Raw genomic sequence first — 21,520 nt, 5'->3', positions numbered from 1 at the left:
AGGAATACAACAAGCCAACAAACATGTTTTGATGGCCGCTATGACGTATAACTTGAAGAAATACCTCAAGTTTATTGCCAAAAAACCAAAAAGCCAAGCCCAAGTTGTATCGATAAAGCAAGGGGAAGAAAACGCTTGTTTAAAAACCTTTCTTGTAAACCTAAAAAACACCTTTTTAAGGCATCTGATTTTTAGAAACAGTAACTTACTCTCAAAAATAAACCTCGCTTAGAAAGCACTAAACGAGGTTGTTTTTTATGATTAGAATGAAAATTTAGTTTTTTGAAGGGGTTGTGCAACGGTTACCGATGTTAGTGGCAGTTTTTATTTTTCTGTCCAATATTTTTCTTTTAAGTGTTCTGTTTTTTGAATGTCGCAACCTAATACAAAAACTCTGTAAACAGGTCTTTCTAATCCGTAATAAGGTATTTTGTCTTCAAAAAATTCTATTCTCATTTTCTGTAATTCACTTTTTAGGTCAGTAATTTTATCTACGTCTTCCGAAAAGCCAATGCAATGTGTTTTTGCCCATTTGTCAGACTTAATTTGATTAAAAGCATAACCAACAATTTCAACTTCTGATTGAAAATACTTTAAAGTATCTTTTTGTCCTCTTTCTGTATAATACCAAATATAAAGTCCGCCCGATTTGTCAATTCCAAAACCTTCATAAATACTGTTTCCGTTTATTGAATAACTATTGAAATTGAAACAATTTTCGCTCATCCAATTTTCAAGTTCTATTTCTGTTTTTGGTAAATTGTTGCTATCCATTTGTCAGTTTTTTATACGTAAATGGTCGCAACTCAATTTCTTTTTTTAGTTTTTCAAAATCGCTGTCAAAATACATTTTAAAGAAGTGTTTTACATCCTCCCAATTGTCAAGTTTAGTTTGTATTTGTTCGTCTTGGTTTTCTCCATAAACAAAAAACAAGTCACCGTTTTTGTGAACCTCAAGAACAAATTCATTTTCCATATGTCCAACCCAAAAAGCTCCGTGCTCTTCATCCATTTTTATAGTTTCTTCAATAGCGGTTTTTATGTCGTCAAATGTTGCGTTCTCAACCGAGTCGCCCCAACCTTTTTCAATCCAAATGTTTGTTGTCATATGTGTCGTTCTAAAATTGCCACTAACGGATGGCGGTATGGTTAGTTGCCGATTTCGAAGCACTTTCCTATCAAGTTACAACTACTTTTGATACGAGCTGTGCCGCTTGAATACGCACTGCACCGGCAATTAACTATACCGCGTGTTGTGCGTTCGGCTTTTATTTATTTCATCTTCTTATTGTAAATTGAAGCAAAGTTACTAATTTTGCAGTCAAATCGCTACGATTTGAATTCAAGTATTCACCTGTAAGAAGTCATAATGAATAAAAATAAATTGCCTGTAAGATTTACGGGTCAGCACTTTACAATTGACAAAGTGCTAATTGAAGATGCAATAAAACAATCAAGAATTAATCAAAACGATACGGTCTTAGATATTGGTGCAGGAAAAGGATTTCTAACTGTACATCTACTACAAAAGGCTAAATTAGTCATTGCGATTGAGAATGATTTTGAGTTAATAACGCATTTAAAACACAAATTTAAACAAACTCAAAACATTCAAATTTTTGGATGTGATTTCAGAAATTATAAAATTCCAAATTTTTCGTTTAAGGTTGTTTCAAACATACCATTTGGTATAACATCAGAAATTTTAAAAATATTGATGTTTGAAAATATGGAAAGTTTTCAGGGCGGTTCAATCTTCCTACAATTTGAACCTGCTAAAAAGTTATTTGCAGACAAAATCTTTAATCCTTACACTATCCTATATCATACATTTTATAGTTTGAAGATAGTTTACGAAATTAATCCTAATAGTTTTATACCTCCTCCAACTGTTAAGTCTGCTTTTCTTAAAATTGAACGAAAACCTTTACATATTGATTTTAATCAGAAAGTCAAATATTTAAATTTTCTATCTTTTCTGTTACAAAAACCTAATTTACCTGTCAGAACGGCTTTAAAATTAATATTCAGAAAAAGTCAGGTTAATGAAATTTCCGAAAAACTTGGAATTAATTTGAACTTAAAAATCGTGAATCTATCTCCAAGTCAATGGAAAGATTGTTTTATTGAAATGCTGAAAGTTGTCCCTGAAAAGTTTCACCCTTCATAAATCAATTCTATCTTGTCAAGGTAGTATTTTCTGTGAGGGGGTGTCTTTAAGCTGACGCACAACTTGTTTATATCCGAAACAAACTTTCGTATATACATCCTTTTTTGGATAGATTGGCGAAGGTTTGTTTCGTTTTATTTATTTTCAAATATAGGAATTTTTATTACAAATCATCAAATGGGCTTTTAATTAGTTGTATGTTTTTAGTACTAACGTGTGTATAAATTTCTGTTGTTTTACTACTGCTATGACCTAATAATTCTTGTATGAAACGTAAATCAGTACCGTTTTCTAGCAAATGTGTTGCATAACTGTGTCTAAGCCAATGTAAGGTAGCCGGTTTTGTAATCCCCGATTTTCTTAGTGCTTGTTTTAATACAAGTTGTAAACTTCTAGCATCATAAGGCTGTCCTGAAGCTTGTCCTTCAAACAAATAGGTTTTTGGTTTAAATAATTTGTAGTATTCTCGAAGCATTTCCAAAATTTTAGGGCTCAATGGAACAATTCGATCTTTCTTTCCCTTTGCATTTTTTAGCAATACTATATTTCTTTTGGAATCAATATGTACAGGTTTTAAAGCTAGTAGTTCTCCACAACGTAATCCGCAACTATAAATTAAACTTAGCATGGTTTTATGTTTAAGATTGCTATGGGCTTCTAAAATTAGTTTTATTTCTTCTTTACTCAAGACGTTTGGTAAGTTTTTTTCTCGTTTAGGTCTATGAATTTTTTCTATTACAATTTTTTTATCACATTGCGAAGTGAAAAATAGTTTGATAGCATTTACAATTTGGTTTTGATACGAGGAGGAAAGGTTGTTTTTGAGTATGTATTCATTGTTGTAAATTATAGCATCTTGATTGTCTATTTCTGCTACTTTCTTATTGCTGAAAAAGGAGAGAAATGATTTTAATGCATCACAATAGGTTTTAATAGTGTTTTCGCTATACCTCTTGGAAAGTAAAAAATTTTTAAATAATTCAATTTGCTGAATACCTTCGGGAGAGGGTATATTCTCCACAATTTTGAATCGAATTCGGTTTGCTTCATTATTAGGCAAATGCCACGCTTTTAGTGATGCACTCCAGCGAATTCCTTCTAATCTTTTTATTCGTTGAATTAATTCCGCATTTTTTTCGAAGTAAATAGCAATTCTTTTTTCGCCTTTGTAGCGAATGAGCTTGGTTGTAATTGTTGGCATATATTATTTTGTTATTGTCATAACACTAAATTATAGAATGTTATTGAATTATGAAAATTATATCTTATTTGCACAATCTCCTAGCCCCGATTGCAGCGAAAAGCCTTTTGTGAAGAAAACCTATTTTTTCTTGGTTTGGCAGAGCGACCTTGGGAGCTACTGCCGGACCATAGAAAAAAAGGTTTTTGAGCAAAAGCTTGCAGCGGAAAGCGGGAATAGCTTCTGATAAAAAAAAGCACCTTCGATTGAAAGTGCTTTTAGAATTTATTTAAAGTGGAATTATTTTAAACTTCCCACCATATCTTCGGGTTTTACCCAAGCATCGAAATCTTCCGGTGAAACGTAACCCAAACAAACGGCTTCGTCTTTTAGGGTTGTTCCGTTTTTGTGTGCGGTTTGAGCGATTTCTGCTGCTTTGTAATAACCGATTTTGGTATTAAGAGCTGTTACCAACATCAATGAATTATCTACCAATTCTTTGATTCTGCTGTAGTTTGGTTCGATTCCTTGTGCACAATGTTCGTCAAACGAAACACAGGCATCGCCAATTAAAATTGCCGATTGCAAGAAATTGGATGCCATTACGGGTTTGAATACGTTTAATTCGTAATGTCCTTGCGTGCCACCAACGGTAATGGTTACGTCGTTTCCAAATACTTGTGCACATACCATGGTTAGTGCTTCGCATTGGGTTGGGTTCACTTTTCCGGGCATAATGGATGAACCCGGTTCGTTTTCTGGAATTAAGATTTCACCTATTCCGGAACGTGGTCCTGAAGCCATCATACGCACATCATTGGCGATTTTGTTTAATGAAACGGCTAGCATTTTCAAGGCTCCGTGTGATTCAACGATAGCATCGTGAGCGGCAAGAGCTTCAAATTTATTTTCTGCGGTTATGAACGGTAAACCTGTAAATTGGGCAATGTATTCTGCCACTTTTACATCGTAGCCGGGAGGAGTGTTTAATCCGGTGCCAACGGCTGTTCCGCCTAAGGCAACTTCGGCAAGATGATCTAAGGTGTTTTTTAAAGCTTTTAGACCGTGGTCTAATTGAGAAACGTAGCCAGAAAATTCTTGACCTAAGGTGAGGGGAGTGGCATCCATTAAATGCGTACGGCCGATTTTAACCACGTTCATGTATTTATCGGCTTTGGCTTTTAATGTATTGCGAAGTTGTGTTACGCCGGGAATTGTTTTTTCGATAACGGCTTTGTAGCACGCAATGTGCATTCCGGTCGGGAAGGTGTCGTTGGATGATTGCGATTTATTGACGTCGTCGTTAGCTTTCACTAATTGTTCGCCTTCGCCAATGTTGAATCCGCCTAACACTTGTGCACGGTTCGCGATGACTTCGTTCACGTTCATGTTGCTTTGCGTACCTGAACCGGTTTGCCAAATTACTAACGGAAATTGGTCGGCTAATTCTCCGGCTAAAATTTCGTCGCAAACCGCTGCAATTGCATCTCTTTTTTCTTTGGACAAAACGCCTAAATCATGGTTAGCATAGGCAGCCGCTTTTTTAAGGTAAGCAAAACCTTCGATAATTTCTTTTGGCATAGACGCCGATGGACCTATTTTGAAGTTGTTGCGGGAACGTTCGGTTTGTGCTCCCCAGTATTTGTCGGCGGGTACTTTTACTTCGCCCATGGTGTCTTTTTCGATACGGTAGTTCATGGTTGTGTTTATTTATTAATTATTTTGTTTTTTATTGAACACAGATTATTATAATTTGAAAAATCTTTAAAATTTATATGCTTTTTTTAAACCCGTAACTCGCAACTTTTCAACTCGCAACTTAAAAACGGAACACGGATTTGACTGATTAGCTGACGCTAAACGCGGGTTTACACTGATTTTTTTTCATCATCTTCGTCATTCATTTCAAAATCTGTTACCGCAATCGTTAAAACCGATATCCGACAACTGACAACGTTCAACCGAGCTACAAATTTACTTATTAACATTCCTATTTTAAAATATTTTTGAATTTATGTTGATAAAATGATATAGTTAAATTACATTTGTAATTGAATTCGATAAATTCCGGAAAACATGTTTGAATTTCAACAGTACTTAGGCTTTTTACTTTTCTTAACCGTATTAACCATTGGTTTTTGGTTGATGATTTTTTTAGTTGGATTTGTTCACTATTGGTTGGGCGGAGCAATTATGGAATTAATCAAAGAGAAAAGAGCAAAAAAAGACGCTGAATAATATATTTGATAAAATGTATTAATCAAAAAAGGGACGCTATTGCGTCCCTTTTTGTTTTTGTGTTTATGGTTTTCCCATGAACTCACCGTCATCGCCATTTTCTCTTCGTGGCATTCTTTCTTTTTCGTTCTTCGGTTTGTTAAATCGGTAGGTGATAGAAAGGTTAATTTGTCTTTCTCTCCATTGCATTTCTCCGGATGAAATTACACTAGTAAGATTTGTTTCAAAAATTCTTTTTCTTGAATTAAAAATATCACTCACGTTAAAAGCGATAGTTGCTTTGTCCTTCAAAATATCTTTACTCAAGGCTAAGTTTGCACTTAAAACACCTAGATTTTTACCTTGAGCAGTTGTTTGCGGAGCATTGTATGTAGCATTTGTTTGCCAATCGATTCCGTAAGGAAGTGTAACTTTTGAATTAATTCGGGCAAACCAACTTGTAGCAACGTTATCTAAATTGATGTTAATTAGCTCTTCTTCAGAATTAATATAATTGAATTCACCAATGGTTTCGTTTCTAAAGAAATTAAAGTTACCGTTTAATCTCCACCATTTATAAGGAGAATAATTTAGTGTAAATTCAAAACCAAAGCGGTATTCTGTAGCTAGGTTGATTGGGCTTGTAATAACTTCTGCCACACCGTCAATTTCATTTCCAGATTCTCTTCTAATAAATTGGAATACATCGTCAGTTTTATTGATGTAAGCGGAAGTGTTAAAAGTTAATTTGTTCCAACGTTTTAAATAACCTAAATCAACAGCATGAGTCATGGCAGGATCTAAATCGGGGTTACCTTGAAATAGGTTAATGTTACTTGAAAGGTTGGTGGCAGGATTTAAAAATCTTCCTCTTGGACGTTGGATTCTTCTGCTATAACTCAACGTTACATTGCTTTTTTCTGAAAGTTCATAGGCAAAAAAGGCACTTGGAAAAAAGTTATTGTATCGTTTATTGGTATATATATCATCTGAAATAAGGTTAACGTCGATGTTTGAATCTTCCCAACGCAAACCAAATAAATAAGAGAATTTGTTGATTTTTGAACCAAACTGCGTGTAAAAGGCATTTACATATTCTTTGTATTCAAAGACATTAGAAAAAGGATCTATTTCAAATTCATTCGTTGTTTCACTAAATGTCTGAACTTCAAAATCGGTAGTTACTTCGGTAAAATCACCTCTATAACCGGCTTCAAAACGAGAATTTTCTCCTATTGGCAAAACATAGTCTGCTTGAAAAAGGTTTCTGTTTTGCCTTTGAACGTTATCTGTGGTTTGATCTCTAACATCATAAATATATGAAAAATCATTATCTTTATTTAGTGAAGTTGAAAAATCAGCGGTTAATTGATGGCCATCTTTTTTGAATTTTTTAATCAAATTTGAAGAATATTCTATGCTTTCTCCAAAACTTGTTTGGTCATTGAAACGACGTCTAACTCCCAAATAATTAAAATCGGCATCATAATCATAAAACAATACTTCATCAGGATTTGCTCCATCATCTTTTCTATAGGAAACAGTGTTTGTCCAAGTGGTAGTTTTGTCTAGAAACCATTCTGCACCAAAACTTCCATTGTATGCTTCTCTCAAACGGTTGTTGGTTCTTCTTTCGTTAATGAAATTTTTTGTAGTTCCGTCTTCATTAAAATATTGAGAATCTGTTTTAGAATTTCCAGGGCTATTTCTGTCACTGTAGCCTAAAGTTGCAAAAACATTGAAATTTTCTGATTTGTAGTTAATATTTCCGGTTAAACCATAGTTTCTAGGATCTCCAACGGTTCCTGTAATTACACCGTTTAAACCTTGATTTTTACCTTTTTTAAGAATAATATTCAAAATTCCACCACCACCTTCGGCATCATAACGAGCAGATGGGTTGGTAATAACTTCTACTTTATCTATGGCATCGGCAGGAATTAATCGTAAAGCATCAGTAACGTTAATAGCATTAGAAGGTCTTCCGTCAATTAAAATCCGAACATTTTCGTTTCCTCTTAAACTCACATTACCTTCAACATCTACAGAAACAGAGGGAACATTATCTAAAACATCACTTATTGTTCCACCTTTCACCATCATATCTTGCCCAACATTATAAACACGTTTGTCTAGTTTTATTTCTACAGTTGAAGCTTCTGCTCTTAATTCTACACCTTCAAGCATAGTTGAATCATCACTTAAAGAAATAATTCCTAAATCTGTGTTAGACTGCAAATTACGTGATTTAAATTCAACAGTTTTAAATGAAATAAATTCAACTCTGATGTTATAATTTCCTGCATTAACTTCAATGTCAAACTCTCCTTTTGGATTTGTAATTCCACCGGTAACCACATCTGGGTTGCTAACACTTTGAAATACAATTGTTGCATATTCTAAAGGTTGCGAAGACGATTTTTCTATTACTTTCCCAGTAACTTTAATTTTTTTGGCATCGGGTCGTTGTGCAAAAGACAATGTAGATATACTCAATAAGAATAGTATAAGAACAGCTTTAAAATTTTTCATTAAGTTGGTTTTTGATTTAAATGCTAAGACTGCAAAAATATTGATAGGTTTAACCTTAAACTCACAAAGGTTTGTTAAATGATTTCTTAACTATTGTTTAAGAAAATCAAAAATTTTTTGAGGTGGGCGACCAATAATTGCTTTATTCTCAGAAATCACTATTGGTCGTTCCATCAAAATAGGAAAATCTGCTATTGCTTTAATAATCGAAGAATCAGAGAGGTTTTTGCCTTTAAATTGTTCAATCCAAATCTTTTCTTTTTGTCTCACTAAATCAATTGGAGCGATGTTAAGTTTTTGAATAAGTGATGTTATCTCGTTTTCATTCAGAGAATTGTCTAGATATTTTATTACTTCAAAAGGTTTTCCGGTTTCTTCTAATAAAGCAATTCCTTCTCTTGATTTACCGCATCGAGGGTTGTGTAAAATTTTTATCATTTTCCTTTTTTTACAAAGTAAAAGCAATGAAACTCAATTTTTGTTAAAAAAAATGTAACATATTCAAGAACAAAATAACCTATATTTGAAAAACTAAACTTTTGCACATGTATATCGATCAGATTAACAACAAAAAATTTAATTTTATTCTTTATCTACCAATTCCATTAGTGTTTTTAGGTTTAATTGTCTTAAATTATTTCACCACAGAAGATATGAATGTGGAGGAAATGATGCAAATAATGATAAACCAATTAGGAACTAATCTAACCTTTGCAATAATGGTTGGGCAACTTGCTTTTTGCTGTTTAATTTTGCTCTTCTGGGTAAAATTCATTCACGGACAAAGTATTAGAAGTCTAACTACTTCCAGAAAAAAGATAGATTGGAAAAGAATATTTTTTTCTTTCTCAATTTGGGGAGCTTTTACTTTAGCAACAACCTTGGTAGTATATTTTTTATCTCCCGAAAACTTTGTTGTTAACTTTGATCCGATTAAATTTTTTCCCTTTTTAATTTTAGCAATTGTACTAATCCCGTTACAAACAAGTTTTGAAGAATATCTTTTTAGAGGTTATTTGATGCAAGGAATTGGTGTGGTCACCAAAAGCAGATTAATTCCATTGATAATTACTTCCGTTTCATTTGGATTAATGCATATTGCAAATCCCGAAGTGGGTAAATTAGGGATGATTATCATGGTGTATTATATAGGAACCGGATTTTTCTTAGGTATAATTACCTTAATGGATGAAGGATTAGAACTTGCTCTTGGTTTCCACGCTGCAAACAACCTAATTGGAGCACTTTTGGTAACTGCCGATTGGACAGCTTTTCAAACACATTCCATTCTAAAAGATGTTTCTGAACCTTCTGCAGGCTTTGATGTTTTGTTTCCTGTTTTAGTGATTTTTCCGATTCTTTTGCTTATTTTTGGTAGGAAATATAAATGGACAAATTGGAAGGAAAAACTAACCGGAAAAGTTTACGAACATTGTCCTGAAAATGATTTAATTAATACCATTGGCGATCATGATTAACACAGAAATTACCTATCACAACGTACACAATAAATTCAAATTAAACGGGTTTCATCTCAATCGAGAAGAACTTTGCATGTCTGCCTACAGCTTTATAAAAGAAGGTGAAGATTTTGAAAAACCTGTTGGCGATTTTTTACTTGACTGGTTTGATGACAAAAGTTACATCGAAATGAACACATCCGGCTCAACCGGAACACCAAAATTGATTAAAGTAGACAAACAAGCAATGGTTCGTTCAGCCTTAGCAACCGGCGATTTTTTTGATTTAAAACCCGGCGACAAAGTTTTGCATTGTTTGCCTGCCAATTATGTTGCAGGAAAGATGATGTTGATTCGCGGATTTATTTTAGGTTTAGAAATTGATTTTGTAGCTCCCAGTTCACATCCGTTGGCCAAAATTGATTATGATTATGATTTTGCAGCGTTAGTTCCGATGCAGGCTCAATATTCGTTAGATAAATTGAAACACGTTAGAAAAATAATCATTGGAGGTGCAAAAATAACTAAACCATTGGAAGATAAATTACTGAAGATTAAATCAGAAATTTATGAAACATATGGAATGACAGAAACGATTACGCATATCGCAGCACGAAAGATGGGTGAGGATTCTTTTACCGTTTTCCCAAATGTAATGTTGTCGTTGGATGATAAAAATTGTTTATTAATAAAAGCTCCTTCTGTTTCCCCTGATGTTATTGAAACCAATGACATTGTTGAAATGGTTTCTGAAAATCAATTTATTTGGCTGGGAAGATATGATAATGTAGTGAATAGCGGCGGTATAAAATTAATCCCGGAACAAATTGAAGAAAAACTTGCTACTCGAATTCCAAGACGCTATTTTGTTGCAGGAAAACCGGATCAAGTTCTTGGCGAACGTTTGGTCTTGATTGTGGAAGGAGAAACCTTTCCAATTGAAGACAGTGTTTTTGATGTTTTAGATAAATATGAAAAACCGAAAGAAATTCACTTTGTGAAGCATTTTGAAGAAACTCCTACAGGCAAGATTGTTCGTAAAGATACAATGGGAAAGTTTATGAGTTAATTTGTCTTTTACACCTTACAGCTTTTGAAAACTTGTAAGGTGTAAAAGTTATTTCTTCACTGTTACTAACATCTTATACATCAACAAATTAATCTCGTCTATAGTATTCGCATGCGGAATTTTCACCCAATTATTACTGACTAAAATTCTCGATTTTTTGTTATTGATGTAAAATTCAATCGGCATTTCAAAGTTGGTTACATTTGTATTCCATCTAGCTTCAATTGATTTTTTATTGGTTCTGAATTCTAATTCGGGTAAATTTTTGTGATGTAAAAATTGATCGAAAATAGGAGCTAAATTCAATCCTGATTCTTTGGTAAAGAAATCCACTACGTCTTTTGTTTCAATGATTTGATGACGATAGGTTTCTGCGTAGTTGCGAATTAATTTCCACCATTTTTCATCGTCGTTTATGATGTGACGAATGGTATTTAGCATCAATGCACCTTTATAATACATATCCGAATTTCCGGTTTTATAATTTACACCAAATTGTCCAATAACCGGTTTTTGATTGCCCACCATCTTTTTTTGACCGTTTAAGTAGTCCATTGCTTTTTCGTAGCCAAACTGACATTCCACAAATACCGATTCTGAGTAAGTGGTAAAACTTTCGTGAATCCACATATCCGCAATATCTTTTGAAGTAATGCTGTTTCCAAACCATTCGTGTCCGGTTTCATGAATCGTAATATAATCAAATAAAAGTCCGATTCCTGTGCCGGTCATATCATTTCCCAAATAACCTTTTGTATACTTATTCCCGTAAGCCACAGCACTTTGATGTTCCATACCTAAATAAGGAGTTTCAACCAATTTGAATCCGTCTTCCATAAACGGATAAGCTCCAAACTTCTCCTGAAAACAATTCATCATTGGTTTTACTTCTTCAAAATGTTTGCGTGCAATAGTTTCATTTTCACGTAATACATAGTAATCCAAATCCAATCCATTCAATTCATCGTGAATGTGAACATAATCCGCAATATTAATAACGATATTATAATTGTTAATCGGACTATTAACTTCCCAATCCCAACGTGTGTAGCCATCTTTTAAATCTTCTTTGCCTAAAAACCGACCATTCGAAACATTCATTAATCCATTTGGAACCGCCACTCGCACAGAAGCTCCACGATCAGGTTCATCCGTTTGATGGTCTTTCACAGGATACCACAAACTGGCTCCGGTTCCTTGCACAGCCACTCCGACAAAATCGTTTCCGTTGCTGTCTTTTTTCCATACAAAACCACCATCCCAAGGAGCACGTTTGGCTACCAAAGGTTTGCCGGAATAGTAAAAACGTACTTTTTGTTCTGAATTCAAAGCTAATTCAGCTGGTAAATCAATAAAAACAGCATCCAATTCCCGTTGATAGGTTAGCTTTTTATTATTGTGAATAATGCTATCCACATTCATATTTTCAAACAAATCCAATTGAATTTTTGCTGATTTTTCAACTAGTTTAAAGGTAATATCATTAAAACCTACAATCGTTCTTGTGTCCGGATTGATGGCTATATTCAAATCATAGCGTTGTACATCAAAAGCAGTTCGTTCCGCACGTAAACTTCCTTGAAGCGTGTCACGACGGGTAAAATCCTGAGCATTACTTATAAAAGTCAGAAACAGAAAAAAGAGTACAAGTCGATTCATGGTTATAAAGGTTTAATGCTACAATATTAATTTAATTTTAGATAACTCAATTAATTTTATGATTTTGTTTACGATTTGAAACTATTCCAAATCAAAAAATTCCAATCAATTTTAACATAGATAAAATCTATTAAAAAAAATATTTCAATAGTAAATTTTTGGTAATTTAGTCCTGTTGAAAAATCAAACGATTTAATAAAAGGAAACAGTTAAATGTTATTTTATTGCTAATAATTATAAAATAGTTTAATAAATCATTCATTTTTTATAAATTTAAAATTCATTTTTCAATCTACAAAGTTCTTATCGAAAGCAAATTAGTAACCAACAAATAATTTTTAAAATATGAACAATTCAAATGAAGGTCAATGCCCACATCATCATCAAGCAATGGGCAATGAAGCGACACCCTCACACACTTCTTCCGGAAAATGTCCCGTGATGCACGGAGTTAATTCCAATACAAATCAATCGGTTATGGAATGGTGGCCAAAAGCACTAAATTTAGATATTTTGCACCAACACGACACCAAAACCAATCCGTTAGGAAATGATTTTAACTACGCAGAAGAATTCAAAAAATTAGATTTAGAAGCACTCAAAACCGACTTAAAAAACCTAATGACCAACAGCCAAGATTGGTGGCCGGCTGATTGGGGACATTATGGCGGATTAATGATTCGTCTTGCTTGGCACGCAGCCGGAACCTATAGAATTGCCGATGGGCGAGGAGGTTCTAACACAGGAAATCAGCGTTTTGCACCTTTAAATAGCTGGCCTGATAACGGTAACTTAGACAAAGCCCGTCGTTTACTTTGGCCAATAAAGAAAAAATACGGTAACAAAATTTCTTGGGCCGATTTGATGATTTTAGCTGGAAACATGGCGTATGAATCAATGGGCTTTAAGACTTTTGGTTTTGCGGGAGGAAGAGAAGATATTTGGCACCCGGAAAAAGATATTTATTGGGGTTCAGAAAAAGAATGGCTCGCACCATCAGGAAGCGAAGGTAGCCGTTATTCAGGTGAACGCGACCTTGAAAATCCTCTAGCTGCTGTTATGATGGGATTAATTTATGTAAATCCGGAAGGCGTTGATGGAAATCCTGATCCATTAAAAACGGCTCGTGATATGCGAGTAACATTTGAGAGAATGGCAATGAACGACGAAGAAACTGTTGCCTTAACTGCCGGCGGTCACACCGTTGGAAAAGCTCACGGAAATGGCGATGCTTCTTTGTTAGGCGAAAGTCCCGAAGGCGGAGAAATTCATGACCAAGGTTTTGGATGGATGAACCCAACCGGAAAAGGAAACGGAGCAGATACCGTTACGTCTGGAATCGAAGGGGCATGGACAACCCATCCAACTGTTTTTGACGATGAATACTTTAAATTATTATTTAAATACGATTGGCAGTTAACCAAAAGTCCTGCCGGAGCTTGGCAGTACGAACCCGTAAACATTGCCGAAGAAGATATGCCACTTGACGCACATGACCCAACCGTTCGCAGAATGCCAATGATGACAGATGCCGATATGGCGTTGAAAATGGATCCGGCTTACCGCAAAATATCCGAGCGATTCCAACAAGATCCGGCTTATTTCCGTGATGTATTTGCCAGAGCTTGGTTCAAATTAACCCACAGAGATTTAGGACCAAAATCACGTTACCTTGGAGCCGATGTGCCTGCCGAAGATTTAATTTGGCAAGATCCTGTGCCAAAGGTTGATTATACGTTGAGTGCTTCTGAAATAGAAGATTTAAAAGCTAAATTATTGAATTCCGGTTTAACCCGAACCGATTTAATCAATACCGCTTGGGATAGTGCCCGAACTTTCCGCGGTTCAGATTTTAGAGGAGGAGCCAATGGAGCTCGCATTCGTTTAGCACCACAAAAAGACTGGCAAGGAAACGAACCGGGACGTTTACAAAAAGTAGTGAACAGATTGTCCGAGATACAAGATAGTTTACCTAAAAAAGTAAGTATTGCCGATTTAATCGTCTTGGGCGGAACTGCCGCAGTAGAACAAGCTGCTCGTGAAGGAGGTTTCAACATAAGCGTACCATTTACACCAGGCCGAGGTGATGCAACGCAAGAACAAACAGATGTAGATTCATTCGCTGATTTAGAACCGCTACAAGATGGTTTCCGTAATTGGTCGAAAAAGGATTATATAGTTTCTCCTGAAGAAATGATGTTAGACAAAGCCCAATTAATGGGACTCACAGCACCGGAAATGACCGTTCTCTTGGGCGGAATGCGAGTGTTAGGAACTAATTATGCAGGAACAAAACACGGAGTGTTTACAGATAGAGAAGGCGTACTTTCTAATGATTTCTTTGTGAATCTAACTGATATGAATTACAGTTGGAAACCGGTAGGCGAGAACCTATACAACATTGTTGATCGCAAAACCGGCATCACGAAATGGACGGCAACCCGCGTAGATTTAGTATTCGGTTCTAACTCTATTTTGAGATCGTATGCAGAAGTGTATGCTCAGGACGACAACCAAGAAAAGTTTGCAAAAGATTTCGTAAATGCTTGGGTGAAAGTAATGAACGCAGACCGTTTTGATGTGAAATAATTCCATATTATAAATTTACCCTGAAAGTGACTCGGAAACGGGTCACTTTTTTTGTGTCCTGTTGTTGACCGTCTGTGTCATTTCGACGATAGGAGAAATCACATAAAGTATGTCACACTAAGTAGTTTATAAGAAAGAAATCACTTTTTATCCTCACCCCTCCCGAAGCCTCGGGACTCTCCAAAGGAAAGGGGAGACGAGACGTGGTAAAACCTACTAATTTAACAGTTATGAATCCGTTTCAATCCATTATAGCGAAGCTATCAAAATCCGTGAAAGTCTGCGTTTTGCTTTAGCAAATCCGTCCAATCCGTGTTCCCTTAAAAAGCGAAGCGTCTTTGTGCCCTTAGCGAAACCTTTGCGTTCTTTGCGGTTAAAAACTACTTCAACACAATCGACTCCAAAATTTGCTTTCTCAAATCATTCCCTTTCTCAAAACCTTTTTCGCTATTAACAAATTGAAGTGAATATGATACATTTTTATAAATAAAAACATACGTGTCTACTCTGTTCTTTTTACCCTCCATGCTCAAAGTATACGAGAACTTAAACGCTTTTTGATCTTGAATGGAAATGACTTCCTCATTCAGTAGCGTTCCCTTACTTGATTTTATAGCTCCATCTTTCACACCCTGAAAAAACTTCAATAAGCCTGCATCATCGGAATTAATCATTTTGTCCATGCCTTTATCAGAACCCATAAAAATCACAATTTCATTTTTGTACGTTCCTTTTACAAATTTTCCACCTGCAATTTCGCCTTCCTCCGTATCTTCCAACACCTGAATGGTTACGTTGTCATCAAATTCGTAGTCAAAAACTTCTTGACTGAAACTGCTAAAGCTCACCAATACAATAAAAATGTAAATTAATCTTTTCATGATTTTTAATTAAGGTTTTTCGGTTTGTTATTTTTTTAAGCGGAACAAATATAGCAAATTGTTCTAATGAAAAGTTTTTCAGGCACAACCGAATTTCCGTGCTTTCCGTGTTTTCTGTGAGAAATTATTTGAAGCTATTCCCGCTTTTCATTCCAAGCTTGTTTCCTCAACCTGTTTTTTCAAAGCTGCCCCAAGAGCTTCCTCTGGTCGCTTTGGTTCAGCAAGAAAAAATCAGCTTGAGTTGCACAAGGCTTTTCATTGCAATCGGGGCTAGGTGTCTGTGCTCAATTTGGATTTTTGATGGAGATTTAAAACAACCAATTAAATATCCCAAACTTTTGCAAATTGAATTAAAAGATAAATTGCTAATGCTATACCTATTACAAGAACACTTAGAATTAAAATTAATAAATTTCTTCTTAGTTTTTTATCTTTAAGTGTGAAGGTGAACACTAATGCAAGTAGTAGAAGAACTAAAATGGAGATAAAAATCATTATTCTTTTGGTTTATTTTAGTTTTTTGATTTGTTGGGTTGGTGGGGATGGCTTGATTTGATGTGAGATTATGATGAAGCCTAATTCTGAAAGCCCCAGAAATAAAGTAAAAAAAATATCAAAAATGAATTTACTAAAATGATATTATAAAACCCGTTAACAGACAAGCTTTCTTTAAACCGAAGAATCAGGATGCTAACAATCGACGATAGAAGTAAACTTGTTGTAAACATTAAATTTAGTCCGGTTAACCCGGAAGTCAATTTAGATGATTAATCTTCATTTTGCGACTTAACAGAAGTGACAATTTTAAATAGATAACTGTATTCGATTGTTATTTCATTTTCGTCAATATATTTTTTTTCAGTTGAAAAATGATGACCCTTTTCAGTGTGGAATGTATAATTACGCATTATTTCACTTTTCTTATAGGTAAATTTTCTTGAGTATCCGTAATTTTTTTTTATTATACAAGAAACAATAGTATCGTCACTACTTTTTTGCGGTAAAACATAAACATCTAAAAAAAATACACCTGCCACTAAAGGAATTATAAACAGAATTTTAAAACAAATTTTCTTGTATTTTTCTATCATGTAATTTTATTTAAGCTATGCATCAGCAACAATTTTTTTGATAACTAACAGTAATTCTCAAATATATACAACTTTTTTAAACAAATGAACCTATTTTGTGGCTACGAAGTCAGAGACATTCGTAGAGCGACGTGCTATCAAAGAAGACTTAGGGGAGCAAGGAGGATCAGTCACAGTTTTCACCCAATCTTGTCATTCCGTAGGAATCTCCGCTATTCAAAGAGCAGGTAGCGAAGTAAACATTCTTAGACTAGTCTGCTATCAAAGAAGACTTTGAAGAGCGGGTTAGGGTAGCAGTAGTCAGTTAGTAGTTTTCATTCATCAGTTGCTCCCGAAAGCTTTCGGGATCAGTCACAGTTTTCACCCAATCTTGTCATTCCGTAGGAATCTCCGCTATTCAAAGAGCAGGTAGCGAAGTCATAGACATTCTTAGACCAGTGTGCTGTCAACGAAGACTTTGGAAAGCGGGGAGCTGGGATAATTGCAGAACACCTTGTTATAAAAGAAGACATAGGGAGCAGGCAGTATTATTTTCTTTGTTGCAACTTAATAATTTGTTCTTTATCTCCACAGATAAATTTTAATGTATTATTTCCCCAACCGTTGGAAATTATTGTATGCTCGTTTGTAAATTTGAATTTTTTTAACCCATCTTTTTTGTTGTCTATTTCAGTAACAGATATTATTGGTGTGATTTCTATAATTCTATCTCTCAAACTATCATTTTCAATTCTTTCAGATAAATGTATTTCTTTAATATTTGGTTCCCAATAGCTATTATCAATTTTCATTTTTCCATAAACTGAATACGAAATCAAAGACTTGGAATTAAATAAGTTTAGTTTACTTTCTATAATTTTAATTTTTAAGCTATCAATAACTAAATCATCTTGGTATGACCACCAACCAATAGTATATGTTACAGGAATTTCAATTTTGGGTTTTCTTGGTTCGTTTGATAGAATTCCTTTTCGACCAAAATCGGTTAGATACAAATAAGCACCAACAAAAAATAGAAATATAGATAGAATTACAATTGCTAATATTTTAATTACTTTTTTCATTTTTGTATTTTCCGCATTTCTATTTTTTTTTGTTTAAATATTGGATTTCATAATTATAGTATTTGTTTTCTAAGATTATTACCAACCAATAAACACAACCAAATCTGCACAACTTTTTCAACTTCTCACAAAATCAAAAGCTGTATTGTTGATTGAAATTGCTATTTGCAGAATAGGTGATATTCAAGAAGAATTAAGATACTAGTTGATACTAGTTTTATTCTAATTTTTCAATTTTTATAGCCCAAAAAGTTGGTAGATTTTGATTTTCAAAAACGTTCCAAACAATCCAATCCTTTTCAAGCATTTTTATTTCTTCTTTGTCTGAGTAACTTGAAAATTTAAAGTGATTATTATCTATATAATTCTCCACTCCAATATCACTTGGACATAAAATTTTCACTAAAATATTTTCTCCCTTGTTAATTGAATTTAAATTTTCAAGCATTTCAAATTTTAAAGTTACACCAAATGGCTCACGTCCACACTTTGGTGGTAATTCAACATTCGAAAAGTCAACAAGTTTAATTTTAATAAATTCATTTGTCTGACCAAATGTCGAGAATACAAATGAAATAAAAATAAAAAAAGTTAAATAGTACTTCATCATGTTTTGCTATAGAATTAGTGCTGACTCGTAAATATAAAAAAATCTACATAACTTTCTCAACTTCTCACAAAAATCAAAAGCTGTTTTTCTGATTGAAAAATGATATTGACAGAGTACGTGCTATTGAAGAAGAATTAAAGGAGCAGGGGCTTAGAGGTGCAAAATAGGTAACAATTTAAAGAAATAACTAAATTTTGAAATTGATATTCTGAAATTTAATGTTATTATTGTAATATAATTTTAACATTTATAAATCTATACAATGAATAAGATAATAATCACAAAGAGAAATTATAATCCATTAATTCAATTTTTTACTTTAATATCATTTTTCTTAATCATTAGGCAATTATTTATATTTAAATTTAAATCATTAGAAATTAAATTATCGCAATTTTACAGAAATAACAATTATGAAAGTGTTTTCAATACTGATATTTATTATGAAATAACTAGTTATGAAACATTTTATGGAATAGTTATAGTTTTGTTTGCAATAGTAATATTTTTTTTACTCGCGAAAAGATTTAAAGCTAAAGAACATAAATATGCATTATTTGTACTTGTGTTTGTCATTGTATGGATTATTTTTGCGTTAACTTCTAGTGAACTTAAGCTAAATACTATTAAAGGAGATAGTTATTTGATATCATTGTTGATTTTTATTCCATATCTTTATTTTATCTATTTTGAAACAATTGTAGGAACAAAATCGGACATCACTAACCAAGTGAAGAAAAAAGACTTGGAAAAATACAGTGATGATTTATTTGATTTACAAAAACTTCTTGAAAAAGGTTTAATCTCTCAGGATGAGTATAACAATAAATTAGAAATACATACTAAAGAAAAATTAAAGAAGGATATAAAAGATACTGAAGACTATAATTTATTACTTCAAGCTAAACAAAAAAAATTAATTTCTGAAGATGAATTTAATATTAAAATTGAAAATTTAATAAACTTAAAATTTCAAAATGAAAAAGAAAGAATCATACAAGATTTAAATGTTAACTTAACAAAGAAATAGACTTTTCATTGATAAAATATTTTTAATTTTATGTTATATGGAGCAACGAGAAGAAGTAATAAAAATAAACGGAGTGAACCCGCCATTACATCCAAAAGATGAACATGGAAAATATAGTGGCTTTTTAATAAATTTGAGATCTATAATTTTAGAAGAATTAAATACCGGAAAAATTTTAGAAGTTACTATGATAGACAATCAAGAGGCAAATAAATTATTAACAGATATAAAACAATTAAATATTGATCCTGAAAAAGAATTTATAATGAAACTTGAAGATAATTTGCTAATTGTAGAAAAAAAAATATTTTATAAAACAGGAATTTAAAAGTTATAGAAATTAAAAATCATTACTAAAATTTTTATTTAAACATATAAAACTAAATAAATTTCATCAAAACTATTATAACCTTTTTCTTTGTAAAGATTGTCAATATCCTTTTCAGTTAATTCCTCTATCAGGTCATAAAATTTTATATAATAAATGACTTCTTCAGAACTTTTAACTGGCACTTTAAATGAATCTTTACCATTCTTTTTTGAATTATTAATTAAATCAAAAGATTTAAATTTATGAATTTTATTTTTAATTAGATAATCTTTAATTAAAAATAAAGTTTTCCAAAGTTGATGATAATCTGTCATATTTAATATTTTGAATACATAGTTACAAAAATAATTATAATAATTAATAATTAGTTTTTATACAAAGATATCATATTTTCATTTTTCAAGTTTTTTGATTAAACCCCCTAAAACCCAACCCCATTCACAACCTCCATTTCCTTCCCCAAATCCGGATGCCAAAACTGTATGGCTTCTGCGTGCAAATACAGACGGTTGGCTTTGGTGCCGTATAAATCATCGTTATCAATAGGGATTCAAACTAACAAATTAAACCATTAAAAACAAACCCACTCAATTGAGTGGGTCTTAATTATTTATTTAATTAGTTTCTCCAAATAAGCAATCTTCTCTTTCTCACTCTCCAAAAGCCGTTCATACAACTTCTTATTTTCTTCAACCACTTCCATTAATTTATCTAGAGGGTTAAAGGTACAATTGTGGTTTGTGCTTGATGCACTTCCGCTGTTTGAACTTTGGTCGTAAAAATTAGAAATATAATTAATAACTCCTTCTTCACTAAAATGTTTAAGAGCCTCAACACTCACTTCCAACGCTTTGGCAATGTCGGCAAGTTTGTCTTCATCCACTTTTTCACTGTTTTCAATCATACTAATCGTTTGTTGGCTCACCCCTATGGCCATAGCCAAGGCTTCTTGCTTCATACCTCTCAATTCTCTCAGTCGGCTTATATTTCTGCCCAGGTGCTTAGGTTTACTGTCTGTATTCATCGTAAAATTATAAAAAGGTTTGCTACTATATCGTCGGTAAATTACCAATACAACTACCGTACTAAACAAAAATACTCAATTTCTCAAATCTAGCGTTGTCAAATCAGGAAATTTTTATGTAAAAATCGGTAATCTACCGTTCTTTCCAAACCCGCCGCTTTTTATCTCCTTGCAATAAAGTAAAAAGAATACAGTCTGTCCGCACCACAAACTTCAACCTTGGCACATAAGCACTCAATTTGTTGAGTTGCACAGCCATTTGCTTGTCCAATACAGTTATCATGATAAGCTCCCACACCTTCATTTTTTCCCAATCAGCATCCGTCAGCTCTATACCCAACAGCTCAAACAACAACCTAATTTTCTGCTCATTCAAATCCGCAATCGCCACATCCAAAGCCACCAAAGCATCAAGATAGGAGGGCGGTACAATTATTTTTGCCATAAAAAAAACTAAAATCAAAACCCTAAAAATACTACTTTTCTCCAAAAAACACAACAACAACTTCCCAAAACTCCCACCAAACAACCAACAACCGCAAACCAACAACCGCCAACCAACAATCGCCAACCAACAACCGCCAACCAACAACAGACAACAGACAACAGACAA

General features: G+C 33.4%; 21 protein-coding genes and 1 pseudogene. 8 read left to right on the top strand and 14 right to left on the bottom strand.

Annotated features, from left to right (window positions below):
• A pseudogene (locus tag AC23MC_RS10140) lies at positions 1 to 232 on the top strand (IS1182 family transposase); the annotation flags it as partial.
• A 92-nt stretch (positions 233 to 324) separates the two neighbouring features.
• On the opposite strand, the gene AC23MC_RS10135 reads toward AC23MC_RS10140, so the two are convergent.
• Positions 325 to 774, bottom strand: a complete 450-nt coding sequence (locus tag AC23MC_RS10135; RefSeq protein ID WP_487568159.1) for a hypothetical protein — start codon at positions 772 to 774, stop codon at positions 325 to 327.
• Positions 767 to 1,108: a hypothetical protein gene (locus AC23MC_RS10130; protein ID WP_487568160.1), complete on the bottom strand. Its 342-nt coding sequence runs from the start codon at positions 1,106 to 1,108 to the stop codon at positions 767 to 769. The genes AC23MC_RS10135 and AC23MC_RS10130 overlap by 8 nt, the downstream gene beginning before the upstream one ends.
• A gap of 261 nt (positions 1,109 to 1,369) precedes the next feature.
• On the opposite strand from AC23MC_RS10130, the gene erm reads away from it, so the two are divergent.
• Positions 1,370 to 2,170 (top strand): 23S ribosomal RNA methyltransferase Erm, encoded by an 801-nt coding sequence (gene erm / locus AC23MC_RS10125; RefSeq protein ID WP_487568161.1) that lies wholly within the window; start codon positions 1,370 to 1,372, stop codon positions 2,168 to 2,170.
• A 163-nt stretch (positions 2,171 to 2,333) separates the two neighbouring features.
• Here the strand turns inward: erm and xerA are convergent, their stop codons facing one another.
• Positions 2,334 to 3,371 carry a site-specific tyrosine recombinase/integron integrase gene (xerA, locus tag AC23MC_RS10120; RefSeq protein ID WP_487568162.1) on the bottom strand — a complete coding sequence of 346 codons (1,038 nt, stop codon included), beginning with the start codon at positions 3,369 to 3,371 and terminating at the stop codon, positions 2,334 to 2,336.
• Between the two features lie 279 nt (positions 3,372 to 3,650).
• Entirely contained in the window at positions 3,651 to 5,048 is a 1,398-nt protein-coding gene (gene fumC, locus AC23MC_RS10115) for a class II fumarate hydratase (RefSeq protein WP_487568163.1), read from the bottom strand.
• A gap of 378 nt (positions 5,049 to 5,426) precedes the next feature.
• On the opposite strand from fumC, the gene AC23MC_RS10110 reads away from it, so the two are divergent.
• On the top strand, positions 5,427 to 5,588 hold the full coding sequence (locus tag AC23MC_RS10110) for a hypothetical protein (protein WP_487568164.1): 162 nt from the start codon (positions 5,427 to 5,429) through the stop codon (positions 5,586 to 5,588).
• 63 nt (positions 5,589 to 5,651) lie between these two features.
• On the opposite strand, the gene AC23MC_RS10105 is transcribed toward AC23MC_RS10110, so the two are convergent.
• Both AC23MC_RS10105 and arsC read right to left on the bottom strand, forming a co-directional pair.
• Positions 5,652 to 8,099: a TonB-dependent receptor gene (locus AC23MC_RS10105; protein ID WP_487568165.1), complete on the bottom strand. Its 2,448-nt coding sequence runs from the start codon at positions 8,097 to 8,099 to the stop codon at positions 5,652 to 5,654.
• 90 nt (positions 8,100 to 8,189) lie between these two features.
• On the bottom strand, positions 8,190 to 8,537 hold the full coding sequence (arsC, locus tag AC23MC_RS10100; RefSeq protein ID WP_487568166.1) for an arsenate reductase (glutaredoxin): 348 nt from the start codon (positions 8,535 to 8,537) through the stop codon (positions 8,190 to 8,192).
• A gap of 107 nt (positions 8,538 to 8,644) precedes the next feature.
• Here arsC and AC23MC_RS10095 point away from each other — a divergent pair, with 107 nt between their 5' ends.
• Positions 8,645 to 9,577 (top strand): CPBP family intramembrane glutamic endopeptidase, encoded by a 933-nt coding sequence (locus AC23MC_RS10095; protein ID WP_487568167.1) that lies wholly within the window; start codon positions 8,645 to 8,647, stop codon positions 9,575 to 9,577.
• Positions 9,570 to 10,628 (top strand): AMP-binding protein, encoded by a 1,059-nt coding sequence (locus tag AC23MC_RS10090; RefSeq protein ID WP_487568168.1) that lies wholly within the window; start codon positions 9,570 to 9,572, stop codon positions 10,626 to 10,628. The genes AC23MC_RS10095 and AC23MC_RS10090 overlap by 8 nt, the downstream gene beginning before the upstream one ends.
• A 48-nt stretch (positions 10,629 to 10,676) precedes the next feature.
• Here the strand turns inward: AC23MC_RS10090 and AC23MC_RS10085 are convergent, their stop codons facing one another.
• The gene (locus AC23MC_RS10085; RefSeq protein ID WP_487568169.1) at positions 10,677 to 12,287 is read right to left on the bottom strand and encodes a M1 family metallopeptidase; all 1,611 of its coding nucleotides are present in this window, start codon (positions 12,285 to 12,287) and stop codon (positions 10,677 to 10,679) included.
• Between the two features lie 390 nt (positions 12,288 to 12,677).
• Between AC23MC_RS10085 and katG the strand changes: the two genes are divergently transcribed.
• A complete protein-coding gene (gene katG / locus AC23MC_RS10080; RefSeq protein WP_487568248.1) occupies positions 12,678 to 14,876 on the top strand; it encodes a catalase/peroxidase HPI in 2,199 nt (732 codons plus the stop codon).
• Positions 14,877 to 15,256: 380 nt separating this feature from the next.
• Here the strand turns inward: katG and AC23MC_RS10075 are convergent, their stop codons facing one another.
• The 4 genes from AC23MC_RS10075 to AC23MC_RS10060 form a co-directional block, all read right to left on the bottom strand.
• Positions 15,257 to 15,757: a hypothetical protein gene (locus AC23MC_RS10075; RefSeq protein ID WP_487568170.1), complete on the bottom strand. Its 501-nt coding sequence runs from the start codon at positions 15,755 to 15,757 to the stop codon at positions 15,257 to 15,259.
• A 767-nt stretch (positions 15,758 to 16,524) separates the two neighbouring features.
• Positions 16,525 to 16,848: a hypothetical protein gene (locus tag AC23MC_RS10070; RefSeq protein WP_487568171.1), complete on the bottom strand. Its 324-nt coding sequence runs from the start codon at positions 16,846 to 16,848 to the stop codon at positions 16,525 to 16,527.
• Between the two features lie 527 nt (positions 16,849 to 17,375).
• The gene (locus AC23MC_RS10065; protein WP_487568172.1) at positions 17,376 to 17,912 is read right to left on the bottom strand and encodes a hypothetical protein; all 537 of its coding nucleotides are present in this window, start codon (positions 17,910 to 17,912) and stop codon (positions 17,376 to 17,378) included.
• 217 nt (positions 17,913 to 18,129) lie between these two features.
• On the bottom strand, positions 18,130 to 18,519 hold the full coding sequence (locus AC23MC_RS10060; protein WP_487568173.1) for a hypothetical protein: 390 nt from the start codon (positions 18,517 to 18,519) through the stop codon (positions 18,130 to 18,132).
• Between the two features lie 265 nt (positions 18,520 to 18,784).
• Between AC23MC_RS10060 and AC23MC_RS10055 the strand changes: the two genes are divergently transcribed.
• Positions 18,785 to 19,552, top strand: coding sequence for a hypothetical protein (locus tag AC23MC_RS10055; RefSeq protein ID WP_487568174.1), 768 nt, complete (start codon positions 18,785 to 18,787; stop codon positions 19,550 to 19,552).
• Positions 19,553 to 19,589: 37 nt separating this feature from the next.
• Positions 19,590 to 19,880 carry a hypothetical protein gene (locus AC23MC_RS10050; RefSeq protein ID WP_487568175.1) on the top strand — a complete coding sequence of 97 codons (291 nt, stop codon included), beginning with the start codon at positions 19,590 to 19,592 and terminating at the stop codon, positions 19,878 to 19,880.
• A 38-nt stretch (positions 19,881 to 19,918) separates the two neighbouring features.
• Here AC23MC_RS10050 and AC23MC_RS10045 read toward each other — a convergent pair whose 3' ends face one another.
• From AC23MC_RS10045 to AC23MC_RS10035, 3 genes are all read right to left on the bottom strand, one after another.
• Positions 19,919 to 20,197 (bottom strand): hypothetical protein, encoded by a 279-nt coding sequence (locus AC23MC_RS10045; RefSeq protein WP_487568176.1) that lies wholly within the window; start codon positions 20,195 to 20,197, stop codon positions 19,919 to 19,921.
• A gap of 296 nt (positions 20,198 to 20,493) precedes the next feature.
• Complete coding sequence (locus AC23MC_RS10040; protein ID WP_487568249.1) at positions 20,494 to 20,907, bottom strand: helix-turn-helix domain-containing protein; 414 nt, start codon at positions 20,905 to 20,907, stop codon at positions 20,494 to 20,496.
• Positions 20,908 to 21,040: 133 nt separating this feature from the next.
• Positions 21,041 to 21,352, bottom strand: a complete 312-nt coding sequence (locus AC23MC_RS10035; protein ID WP_487568177.1) for a hypothetical protein — start codon at positions 21,350 to 21,352, stop codon at positions 21,041 to 21,043.
• Between the last annotated feature and the right edge of the window lie 168 nt (positions 21,353 to 21,520).

This window comes from Flavobacterium sp. T50_26 (assembly GCF_057652995.1).
This window is presented reverse-complemented; position numbering and strand designations above follow the sequence as displayed.

Bases quoted from the DNA above. Each gene is read 5' to 3' on its own strand.
- AC23MC_RS10090 (WP_487568168.1), top strand. From the start codon at position 9,570: ATGATTAACACAGAAATTACCTATCACAACGTACACAATAAATTCAAA.
- arsC (WP_487568166.1), bottom strand. From the start codon at position 8,537: ATGATAAAAATTTTACACAACCCTCGATGCGGTAAATCAAGAGAAGGA.
- AC23MC_RS10095 (WP_487568167.1), top strand. From the start codon at position 8,645: ATGTATATCGATCAGATTAACAACAAAAAATTTAATTTTATTCTTTAT.
- fumC (WP_487568163.1), bottom strand. From the start codon at position 5,048: ATGAACTACCGTATCGAAAAAGACACCATGGGCGAAGTAAAAGTACCC.
- AC23MC_RS10040 (WP_487568249.1), bottom strand. From the start codon at position 20,907: ATGAATACAGACAGTAAACCTAAGCACCTGGGCAGAAATATAAGCCGA.
- AC23MC_RS10035 (WP_487568177.1), bottom strand. From the start codon at position 21,352: ATGGCAAAAATAATTGTACCGCCCTCCTATCTTGATGCTTTGGTGGCT.
- AC23MC_RS10085 (WP_487568169.1), bottom strand. From the start codon at position 12,287: ATGAATCGACTTGTACTCTTTTTTCTGTTTCTGACTTTTATAAGTAAT.
- AC23MC_RS10135 (WP_487568159.1), bottom strand. From the start codon at position 774: ATGGATAGCAACAATTTACCAAAAACAGAAATAGAACTTGAAAATTGG.
- xerA (WP_487568162.1), bottom strand. From the start codon at position 3,371: ATGCCAACAATTACAACCAAGCTCATTCGCTACAAAGGCGAAAAAAGA.
- AC23MC_RS10130 (WP_487568160.1), bottom strand. From the start codon at position 1,108: ATGACAACAAACATTTGGATTGAAAAAGGTTGGGGCGACTCGGTTGAG.
- AC23MC_RS10105 (WP_487568165.1), bottom strand. From the start codon at position 8,099: ATGAAAAATTTTAAAGCTGTTCTTATACTATTCTTATTGAGTATATCT.
- AC23MC_RS10060 (WP_487568173.1), bottom strand. From the start codon at position 18,519: ATGAAGTACTATTTAACTTTTTTTATTTTTATTTCATTTGTATTCTCG.
- AC23MC_RS10055 (WP_487568174.1), top strand. From the start codon at position 18,785: ATGAATAAGATAATAATCACAAAGAGAAATTATAATCCATTAATTCAA.
- AC23MC_RS10065 (WP_487568172.1), bottom strand. From the start codon at position 17,912: ATGAAAAAAGTAATTAAAATATTAGCAATTGTAATTCTATCTATATTT.
- katG (WP_487568248.1), top strand. From the start codon at position 12,678: ATGGGCAATGAAGCGACACCCTCACACACTTCTTCCGGAAAATGTCCC.
- AC23MC_RS10050 (WP_487568175.1), top strand. From the start codon at position 19,590: ATGGAGCAACGAGAAGAAGTAATAAAAATAAACGGAGTGAACCCGCCA.
- AC23MC_RS10110 (WP_487568164.1), top strand. From the start codon at position 5,427: ATGTTTGAATTTCAACAGTACTTAGGCTTTTTACTTTTCTTAACCGTA.
- AC23MC_RS10075 (WP_487568170.1), bottom strand. From the start codon at position 15,757: ATGAAAAGATTAATTTACATTTTTATTGTATTGGTGAGCTTTAGCAGT.
- AC23MC_RS10045 (WP_487568176.1), bottom strand. From the start codon at position 20,197: ATGACAGATTATCATCAACTTTGGAAAACTTTATTTTTAATTAAAGAT.
- erm (WP_487568161.1), top strand. From the start codon at position 1,370: ATGAATAAAAATAAATTGCCTGTAAGATTTACGGGTCAGCACTTTACA.
- AC23MC_RS10070 (WP_487568171.1), bottom strand. From the start codon at position 16,848: ATGATAGAAAAATACAAGAAAATTTGTTTTAAAATTCTGTTTATAATT.